Source organism: Vibrio sp. 1731, from assembly GCF_033339955.1.
GTDB lineage: Bacteria > Pseudomonadota > Gammaproteobacteria > Enterobacterales > Vibrionaceae > Vibrio > Vibrio alginolyticus.
Map to the genome: position 1 here is coordinate 1 of NZ_JAWOVO010000064.1, position 2,028 is coordinate 2,028.

General features: G+C 44.8%; 2 protein-coding genes and 1 pseudogene. 1 reads left to right on the forward strand and 2 read right to left on the reverse strand.

The genetic code is table 11. The features are described from left to right. Positions 1-576: pseudogene (locus R7035_RS25125) on the forward strand (TSUP family transporter); the annotation flags it as partial. Here R7035_RS25125 and R7035_RS25130 read toward each other — a convergent pair. Then, positions 512-1,372, reverse strand: coding sequence for a LysR family transcriptional regulator (locus tag R7035_RS25130; RefSeq protein ID WP_029856650.1), 861 nt, complete (start codon positions 1,370-1,372; stop codon positions 512-514). The pseudogene R7035_RS25125 and the gene R7035_RS25130 overlap by 65 nt on opposite strands. Positions 1,373-1,504: 132 nt before the next feature. Further along, on the reverse strand, positions 1,505-2,028 hold a 524-nt coding region (locus R7035_RS25135), incomplete at its 5' end, for a TRIC cation channel family protein (protein ID WP_318146317.1).

Here is a 2,028-nt window from a genome sequence, read left to right on the forward strand (position 1 = left end):
GGTATTGTCAGCCTAAAGTAAATACGTTTCGCGATACTCTGTACTTTTATTGGTGCTGCAATTGGTGCCGAGGCTGTACAGTTTATTGATGCTAGCGTACTCACCAGTTTGATTCCTGTTCTTCTAATTGCGATTTCTCTTTATTTTTTACTCGCACCAAGCACTCGAAAAATCGATGGCGAACCAAAGCTTTCCGAAGCGATTTTTGCATTGTGTATCGGTGGTGGAGTTGGTTTCTACGATGGTTTCTTTGGCCCCGGTACGGGCTCGATTTTTACTGTGTGCTTTGTTGCTCTTGGCCACTTTTCCCTCGTGGATGCAACAGCACGAACTAAGATTTTGAATTTCACTTCAAACATCGCTGCATTGTTGTTTTTCGTTCTAGCAGGGTTACCTGTATGGGAAATTGGTTTGACGATGGCGATCGGTGGCTTTATTGGCGCTCAACTTGGCGCAAAAGTGGTGGTTACCAAAGGTCAAAAGTGGATTCGACCTCTAGTGATTACCATGTCTATGCTGATGGCAACAAAACTTCTTTGGCAACAACATCAGCAATGGCTTCTAACACTGTTTTAATTCGCTGATTGCGGTATGTGTTGTGGCGAAGACAGATGTGTATTGGGCGAATTAGAGGCTCTAGTTCTTCGAATTCAAAACAGAAATTTGATGCGATGTTGAGTGTTTTGATGATGGATTTAGGTATCAGTGCTGGTGCCATTCCTTTTAAAGCTAATTGTGCTGCCGCCGTGTAAGAGTCCATCTCCATCAAAGGTTGGATCTCGTACTTGGACAAAATGGCTTGCTGGTATGTATTGGCTGGGTTATTCAAATCGTTAGTTAAAATCGCTTTTGGTAATTGAGTTAGCGGGTGCTTACTTATTATAGAGAAAGGCTCATCGGCGAGATGAACGCTCATCAAACCGTGATGAGAAGGTAAGTAACCAGCGCAGAATCCTAGGGTCGCTCGCCCTGATTTTACGTTTTCAACGATTCTCGGAGTGTGATTGGTCGAGATTCTGAGATAAGGATCGCGTGCTAGTTGCTCTTCCATAATCATACTCAGATAACCTGCGACGAGAGTTTCTGAGCAATCCATTTTTATTAATGACGTATCTTCGAGCTCTTGCTGATCGTAAATCTGTCCTCGTAACTCATTGAATGTGGGCTCTATCATATTGATAAGGGCCAGAGCATCCGAGGTTAGTTTAATGTGTCTGCCGTTTGGCTCGATCAGTTTCTTTCCTAACTTTTTTTCTAAATTGGCGATACGTTTACTCACCGCAGATTGGCTGATGTACAGCTGACTACCAGTGCGGCTCATGGTTTTTTCTTTACTTAGTACAAGTAACGTTTCAATGCCTTCTAATAACATAGCAATTAATGAAAATTAGGAATGAGACGGATAATTTAACGAATTGCTGAGGGATAAGCGAATCGTGTTAATTAAAATGCGAAGAGCCGAGATAAAGTCGGCTCTTTAGATTGAAATCTGTACTTGAATTGCTTAGCGGTTGATGGCGAAAGTAGGTAAAGATAAGTGCCAACGAATCGCACCAAGGCGAATCACCAGTGTTGAGATAACACCTGCGAGCAGGGCCGTGGAATGATCGTAACCCATACTCACAGCCATCGTGTGGAAGATGCCACCAATGATACAGGCTGTGGCGTAGACTTCGCTTCTTAGCACCATTGGTACCTCTCGGGCTAAGACATCTCGGATTATGCCGCCACCGCAACCGGTGATTACACCCATGATCACGGCAACCATGCCGGAGGCGTTGTAGGCGAGCGCTTTTTCTACCCCAATTCCCACAAATACGGCCAGACCGATGGCGTCACACACGGGTAAAACCCACCAAGCTAACCGTTTTGGTCTGCGAACCAAGATCATAGTTAACAAACAGGTGATGAAGATAACCCAAAGATAAGTGGTATCGGTAATCCAGAAGACGGGGGTCGCACCAAGTGCCATATCACGAATAGTGCCACCGCCAATGGCAGTCACGCTGCCTAGGACGATAACACCGA

What these genes read in the sequence shown, in the direction of transcription:
- R7035_RS25130 (WP_029856650.1), bottom strand. Translation starts at nt 1,372, where the DNA reads ATGTTATTAGAAGGCATTGAAACGTTACTTGTACTAAGTAAAGAAAAA.